The 7034-nt window shown below is 38.3% G+C and carries 8 protein-coding genes; 4 read left to right on the top strand and 4 right to left on the bottom strand.

What is annotated here, in order from left to right:
* Positions 1-109 precede the first annotated feature (109 nt).
* A complete protein-coding gene (locus DF281_RS09415; RefSeq protein WP_109350006.1) occupies positions 110-355 on the top strand; it encodes a GGDEF domain-containing protein in 246 nt (81 codons plus the stop codon).
* Positions 356-598: 243 nt separating this feature from the next.
* On the opposite strand, the gene DF281_RS09405 is transcribed toward DF281_RS09415, so the two are convergent.
* The 4 genes from DF281_RS09405 to DF281_RS09390 are packed head-to-tail and all read right to left on the bottom strand — an operon-like array spanning position 599 to position 4352.
* Positions 599-1666, bottom strand: a complete 1068-nt coding sequence (locus tag DF281_RS09405) for a sulfate/molybdate ABC transporter ATP-binding protein (protein WP_109350004.1) — start codon at positions 1664-1666, stop codon at positions 599-601.
* On the bottom strand, positions 1663-2496 hold the full coding sequence (gene cysW / locus DF281_RS09400) for a sulfate ABC transporter permease subunit CysW (RefSeq protein ID WP_109350003.1): 834 nt from the start codon (positions 2494-2496) through the stop codon (positions 1663-1665). The genes DF281_RS09405 and cysW overlap by 4 nt, the downstream gene beginning before the upstream one ends.
* On the bottom strand, positions 2497-3345 hold the full coding sequence (cysT, locus tag DF281_RS09395; RefSeq protein ID WP_109350002.1) for a sulfate ABC transporter permease subunit CysT: 849 nt from the start codon (positions 3343-3345) through the stop codon (positions 2497-2499). It abuts the gene before it with no gap.
* The gene (locus tag DF281_RS09390; protein ID WP_109350001.1) at positions 3345-4352 is read right to left on the bottom strand and encodes a sulfate ABC transporter substrate-binding protein; all 1008 of its coding nucleotides are present in this window, start codon (positions 4350-4352) and stop codon (positions 3345-3347) included. The genes cysT and DF281_RS09390 overlap by 1 nt, the downstream gene beginning before the upstream one ends.
* Positions 4353-4616: 264 nt before the next feature.
* On the opposite strand from DF281_RS09390, the gene DF281_RS09385 reads away from it, so the two are divergent.
* From DF281_RS09385 to cysC, 3 genes are read left to right on the top strand one after another with little or no spacing between them, the layout of a single operon-like run.
* Positions 4617-5315 (top strand): phosphoadenylyl-sulfate reductase, encoded by a 699-nt coding sequence (locus DF281_RS09385; protein WP_109350000.1) that lies wholly within the window; start codon positions 4617-4619, stop codon positions 5313-5315.
* A complete protein-coding gene (sat, locus tag DF281_RS09380) occupies positions 5273-6400 on the top strand; it encodes a sulfate adenylyltransferase (RefSeq protein WP_109349999.1) in 1128 nt (375 codons plus the stop codon). The genes DF281_RS09385 and sat overlap by 43 nt, the downstream gene beginning before the upstream one ends.
* Positions 6397-6987: an adenylyl-sulfate kinase gene (gene cysC, locus DF281_RS09375; RefSeq protein ID WP_109349998.1), complete on the top strand. Its 591-nt coding sequence runs from the start codon at positions 6397-6399 to the stop codon at positions 6985-6987. Before sat ends, cysC begins: the two co-directional genes overlap by 4 nt.
* The last annotated feature ends 47 nt before the right edge of the window (positions 6988-7034 follow it).

Raw genomic sequence — 7034 nt, 5'->3', positions numbered from 1 at the left:
GCTCGGTCAAATAAGAGAAACCGCTGCAAGTAAAGAAATACACTTGCAAGTACGCTCTATTCCCAAGAAGCTCCCACTTCAAGCGTGAAGAACCGCAAGGTTTAGCTAAGTGGCGAGTAGTTCACAAGATACACCAAAAGAAAAAGCAGTTCAATTAGCATCAGCTATTCAAATGTTCATCGAAAAAGAGGAAATCTCTGAGAAAGAACAGAATTACGGTGGCATTACAGTAAGCATTGGCGTCGCTACGATGGATGAGTGGACTTCATTTGCAACGGTTAATGAACTAATTGATGCAGCGGATCAAAATCTATACATTAGTAAAAAAACTGGGAAAAATAAAGTTGTATTTTAAAGGAGAATAAGGTGAAGAAATTATTTTTTGTTCTTTTTATATTTCTACCTGTACTAAATTTAGTAATTACAACGAGCATTGGCATATTCATGCGTGGAGAACCATTTTGGCCCGTATTTTCCGACAAATTAGCGGTAATGGGTATTTACTATTTTCTTATTAGTATCATTACATTCTTATTTTTTCATAAAATTATTGAAAAAGCAGTCAACACAAAGCGTTAATTTGTGTGACTGCTTTTTTTTATATTACGTAATCTTCAACGAAAACCTTCATCTGTTTTGGCTTAATATAGACGGTTTCACCTTTTGTAATTTCGAGATTTCGGAAATATTCCTGTGGTATTTCAACTTCTAAAAACTCATTCGTATCAATACGATTTAATTCCAAATGGACGACAGCACCAATCGGATGTATATGTGTGACAAGTGCAGTTACAGTATCCGGTATTTTTTGCTTGGAGATGAGTAAGTCATGTGGGCGAGTATAGCCGACTGTTTCCTCAATTTGTACTTCTTCATAACCAGGTAATTGAAGTGAGAAATCGCCATTTTGAAGTGTTCCTTGATGCAATCGACCTTTAAATAAATTAACATTTCCCAGGAAATTATAGACGAATGGAGATGCCGGATGTTCATAAACTTCTGTAGGTGTTCCGATTTGTTCGATTTTCCCTTCATTCATAATGACAATTCGATCAGCGACATCGAGTGCTTCTTCTTGATCATGCGTGACGAAAATAGAAGTGATTGGAAAATCATTATGCAAATTGCGTAGCCATCTTCTTAAATCTTTCCGCACTTTTGCGTCGAGCGCTCCAAAGGGCTCATCAAGTAATAAAACTTTCGGTTCAACAGCTAATGCTCGTGCAAGTGCAACTCGTTGGCGCTGTCCTCCAGAAAGTTGTGTCGGATATCTTGTCGCGAGATGGTCTAGCTTTACAAGTTGTAGCAGTTCCGCAACTTTTTCCTCAATTTGTTGTTTTGAAGGACGATTTTTTCTAGTGCGTACTTTTAAGCCATATGCGATGTTTTCTGCAACAGTCATATGATTAAAAAGGGCGTAGTGTTGGAATACAAATCCGATATTCCGTTGCTTTGCGCTTAATGTTAAAACATTCGTATCATCGAAAAGTATTTCACCAGAATCGAGTGATTCTAAACCAGCGATAATTCGAAGTAAACTTGTCTTACCAGAACCAGAAGGGCCGAGTAAAGCAATTAGTTCACCTGCTTCGACCGCCAGTGAAATGTCGCGTAAAGCGTGATAATTACCAAAATGCTTCTCTACTTTTGAAAGTTGAATGCTCATAAAGTCGTCTCCTTTGTCCGCCATTGAATTAGATTTTTAATGATGATTGTGAATAAAGCTAAAATCGTCATGAGTGAAGCAACTGCAAATGCAGCTGTAAATTGATATTCGTTATAAAGTACTTCAATATGGAGTGGCATGGTGTTCGTCAATCCTCGAATATGGCCTGAAACGACGGATACTGCACCGAATTCTCCGATCACCCGAGCGTTACATAGAATTACACCATATAATAACCCCCATTTTATTTTTGGAAGTGTGATGTGAATGAAAGTTTGCAAACCGCTTGCGCCTAATGAATGTGAGGCTTCTTCTTCCGATTGACCTTGTGCTTGCATGAGTGGAATTAATTCTCTAGCAACGAAGGGAACAGTGACAAAAAGAGTCGCGAGAACAATACCAGGTAATGCAAAAATAATATAAACATCATGTTCGAGTAAATATGTACCGAATAACCCTTGCGCTCCAAATAGAAGGACGAAGATTAATCCGGAAATAACAGGTGATACAGCAAATGGTAAATCAATTAATGTGAGTAATAGATTCTTCCCTTTGAATGAGTATTTTGATATGAGCCAAGCACTAATGATGCCGAAAAGCGTGTTTAATGGCACGACAATCGCCACAACAATCAATGTTAATTTAATGGCAGCAAGTGCTTCACTATTTGAGATGGATGCCCAGTACGTATCAAGACCTTTTTGAAAAGCAGTCGTGAAAATGATGGCGAGTGGCAGCAATAAAAATAAACTGAGAAATAAAACACTCGTCCCAATTAATACATATTGAACCGCCTTAGATTCTTCCGTCGGTTTTTTGAAATTCTTCAATTAAGCTCTCCCTCCTTGAAGTTTTTTTCTTTGAAGAAGCCATTGAATGCAATTCATAGAAAATAGAAAAACGAATGAAAAAACGAGCATGACAAAGGCGATGGCAGTAGCACCGATATAATCATATTGTTCCAATTTCGTCATGATGAGTAACGGTGTAATTTCGGTTTTGAAGGGCATATTTCCAGCGATGAAAACAACTGAGCCGTATTCGCCTAAAGCTCGCGCAAAAGCTAAAGTAAAGCCTGTTAAAATGGCTGGAATACAAGTTGGTAAAATGACGCGATAAATCGTTTGGAAGCGTGTAGCACCAAGACTTGCGGATGCTTCTTCTTCTTCCTTTTTAAAACTTTCAAGCACAGGCTGTAATGTACGCACTACGAAAGGAAGTCCGATGAATGTGAGCGCAATCATAATGCCGATTGGAGTAAATGCGATTTTGAAATCGAAAAACTGACCAATCCAACCGTTTTGTGCATAAATACTTGAAAGCGTAATGCCTGCAACTGCAGTAGGTAAGGCGAATGGTAGATCAACAATACCGTCCATAATTGATTTTCCCGGGAAATCATAGCGTACGAGAACCCATGCAATTAATGTGCCGAAAATGACATTGATCAATGCGGCGATTAATGCGCTACCAATCGTCAATTTGTACGATGAAATCGCACGAGGATCTGAAATGATTTGCCAAAATTCGCTCAGGCTTAATTGTGTAACATTTAATAACAGCATAGAAAGCGGTAGTAGGATGAGAAGTGAAATATAAAAGATTGAAAAACCTAAAGTAAATGAAAAACCGGGTAGTCGAAAAGGTTTTTGTTTTTTGAAAACGCTCGTTTTTTGCATTAAGGTTTACCTCCTTGCTCATAAAGTTGGTCGAACTGTGCTTGATCAGCAAAATAAGCTTCCTGTGCCTTTTGCCATCCACCGAAATCGTCAATCGTTTTTAAATGAAGTTGAGGGAACTGTGAGCGATAGCTTTTTAGAATTTCCTTATTTCGTGGTCGGTAATGATTTTCGGCAATGATATTTTGTCCTTCCATCGTATAAAGGAAGTCTAAATAGGCATTTGCGACTTTTGTAGTGCCACGTTTTTCGCTATTTTTTTGAATAACTGTGACAGGAGGTTCTGCTAAAATGCTAATGCTCGGTGTAATGATTTCGAAACCTTTATCACGCATTTCTTCCAATGTTAAATAAGCTTCATTTTCCCAAGTGATTAAAACATCCCCAATTTCTCGCTCGGCAAAAGTAGTTGTAGAACCTCTAGCACCAGAATCTAAAATTTCGACATTTTTATAAAGTTTTTTCATAAAATCAAATTCATCGAGATGCTGCTCTTTAGCATAGGAAAGCGCAGCTAAATAATTCCATCTAGCACCACCAGACGTTTTTGGATTGGGCGTAATGACAGATACATCTGAGCGAATGAGATCGGACCAGTCTATAATTTTCTTCGGATTGCCTTTGCGAACTAAGAAAACAATGGTGGATGTGTATGGTGCAGAGTGATTTGCCTTTTTGGATTGCCAATCTTTCGGAATGAGTGACCGATGCTTCGAAATTTCATCAATATCATATGCGAGTGCTAATGTTGCAACATCTGCTCGGATGCCATCAATAATGGCACGACCTTGCTTGCCTGAACCGCCATGCGATTGTTGGATTTTCACTTTTTGACCGGTTTCCTCATACCATTTATGAGAAAAAGATTGGTTAATATCTTCATACAATTCCCGAGTAGGATCATAGGATACATTTAATAATTGCACTTCTTCGGCGGAATTTTTTGATGAAGAACAGCCCGCCAAAAGTAATAATGAACTACATACAATGAACGATTTTTTGAACATGACATCCCCCTAACGACAGAAAAGACCACAGACGAAATATTTTCGTCATGTGGCCTTCAGTTGTCTGATCAGCTTGTTTGAATAGTTATACGATAAACAGTTATTTCCGATAAGTCAACTAAGAATTTCCATAATACCTATTTTCTTTATCGGAATTCCATGATATACTTTCGTAAAGATTTTGCTAACCAGACAACTGGAGGCGATTCAGTGCATCTTAACAGATGTATTGAGTCGCCTTTTTGTTTACAAGGAGGGGAAAAGATGCTCACTTTTGATAATTTTTCGGATGTACCAACGATTCCATTAGACGATCAAGTACATGGCGCATTGCGTGCATTAACATGGGCGTATGAAGAATATGGAGAAGAAATTGTCTATGCGTGTAGCTTCGGAATCGAAGGCATTGTACTCATTGATTTAATTTCCAAAGTTAAGGCAGATGCCAAAATCGTATTTCTAGATACGAATGTTCATTTCAAAGAAACATATGAAACGATTGAAAAAGTCGAAAAGATGTATCCACAATTACAAATTGAATTAAAGCAACCTCATTTATCTTTAGAGGAGCAAGCGAAGTCGTATGGCGAAGAATTGTGGAAGTCGAATCCGAATCAATGCTGTCAAATTCGAAAAATGAATCCATTAAACGAAGTATTAACAGGGAAAATTGCGTGGATCTCTGGCTTAAGAAGACAGCAATCACCGACGCGCGCTAAAACAGAATTCATTAATAAAGATGACAAATTCAAGTCGGTCAAAGTCTGCCCGCTCATTCACTGGACGTGGAAAGAAGTATGGCAGTATGTATCAAAATACGACCTACCATACAACCCACTTCACGATCAAGGCTATCCTTCCATTGGATGTGAAAAATGCACAATCCCAAGTTGGACGCAGGATGATTTAAGAGCAGGAAGATGGCAGGGCGAACAAAAAACAGAGTGTGGATTACACGGATAAGGAGAATGAACATGACAAAAGAAATTTTATTAGATGCGATTGCTTTAAGTGATTTAGAATTGATTGGAATTGGAGGGTATGACCCAATCAAAGGATTTTTGAACGAAGAAGATTATAAATCCGTTGTAGAAAATATTCGATTAGCAGACGGTTCAATTTGGAGTATTCCGATTACATTACCAGTAAGCCAAAAAGATGCGGCGTCTCTTTCTGTAGGAGATGAAGCAAATCTTATTTTTGGCGGAGAAAAATATGGCGAAATAAAAATTGAGTCGATTTTTGTGCCGAATAAATTGAATGAAGCGGAAAAAGTGTATGGAACAGCTGATTTACAACATCCAGGTGTGAAAAAATTATTCGAGAGACCTGAAATCTATGTAGGTGGAGCAGTTACTTTAACGAAACGTCAACAACCGAAATTTGAACAATATACGTTTACGCCTGAAGAGACGAAAGCGATTTTCAAAGCGAATGGATGGAACACAGTGGTTGGATTCCAAACGAGAAATCCAGTTCACCGCGCGCATGAATATATTCAAAAGGCTGCGCTTGAAACAATTGATGGCCTGTTTTTAAATCCATTAGTTGGTGAGACGAAATCAGATGATGTATCTGCGGCGATTCGAATGGAAAGCTATGAAGTACTATTGGAGAAATATTATCCGAAGCATCGTGTTCAACTGGGTATTTTCCCAGCAGCAATGCGCTATGCAGGGCCGAGAGAAGCGATTTTCCATGCACTTGTTCGAAAAAATTACGGTTGCACGCACTTTATTGTAGGCCGAGATCATGCAGGTGTGGGTGATTACTACGGCACATATGATGCGCAATTAATTTTCGATCAATTTACGATTGAAGAACTAGGCATTACACCTTTGAAATTTGAACATAGTTTTTATTGCAAAGCGTGTGAAGGAATGGCGACGACGAAAACTTGTCCTCATGGCAAGGAGGATCATATTATTTTATCGGGGACGAAAGTGAGAGAGATGCTACGTGCAGGCATTACACCGCCACCTACTTTCAGCCGTAAAGAAGTAGTGGAAATCTTGATCAATGGTATGAAGGAGGAAGTGGAAGTATGACATCTAATTTAACTTGGCATGAAGCCGCAATTTCGAAAGAAGAGAGAACTACAAGAAATGGGTATGAAGGGAAAATCATTTGGTTTACTGGGCTTTCTGCTTCTGGAAAATCAACGATTGCAAATGCATTTTCTAGAAGATTATTCGAATTGAAAAAAGATGTGTACGTGCTTGATGGAGATAATATTCGACAAGGCTTAAACAAGGATTTAGGTTTTGGCGATGAAGCTCGAAAGGAGAATATTCGTCGAATTGGGGAAGTGGCGAAACTATTAATCGACAGTGGTCAATATGCACTGACAGCATTTATCTCACCATTTCGTGAAGATCGTCAAATCGTTCGAGATCTAGTAAATGAAGGAGAATTTATCGAGGTTTTTGTAAAATGCTCGATTGAGGCTTGTGAAGCAAGAGATCCAAAAGGGCTGTATAAAAAGGCGAGAAATAATGAAATACCACATTTTACTGGTATATCATCTCCTTATGAAGAACCGACTGAGCCAGAAGTCGTACTTGATTCTGAAAACTTCACTGTTGAACAATGTGTCGAAAGACTTTTGAAAGAATTGAATATAAAAACGCATTAATAATTGTAAAATACTTGTAATCCACATTATAATTGTCAAAAGGAGTG

This window comes from Kurthia zopfii (genome assembly GCF_003143955.1).
In the GTDB taxonomy this organism is placed as follows: domain Bacteria; phylum Bacillota; class Bacilli; order Bacillales_A; family Planococcaceae; genus Kurthia; species Kurthia zopfii.
The sequence above is the reverse complement of the archived record's forward strand: the minus strand, read 5'-3'. Positions and strand labels throughout refer to the sequence as shown.

Bases quoted from the DNA above. Each gene is read 5' to 3' on its own strand.
- DF281_RS09405 (WP_109350004.1), bottom strand. From the start codon at position 1,666: ATGAGCATTCAACTTTCAAAAGTAGAGAAGCATTTTGGTAATTATCAC.
- cysT (WP_109350002.1), bottom strand. From the start codon at position 3,345: ATGCAAAAAACGAGCGTTTTCAAAAAACAAAAACCTTTTCGACTACCC.
- DF281_RS09390 (WP_109350001.1), bottom strand. From the start codon at position 4,352: ATGTTCAAAAAATCGTTCATTGTATGTAGTTCATTATTACTTTTGGCG.
- DF281_RS09385 (WP_109350000.1), top strand. From the start codon at position 4,617: ATGCTCACTTTTGATAATTTTTCGGATGTACCAACGATTCCATTAGAC.
- sat (WP_109349999.1), top strand. From the start codon at position 5,273: ATGGCAGGGCGAACAAAAAACAGAGTGTGGATTACACGGATAAGGAGA.
- cysC (WP_109349998.1), top strand. From the start codon at position 6,397: ATGACATCTAATTTAACTTGGCATGAAGCCGCAATTTCGAAAGAAGAG.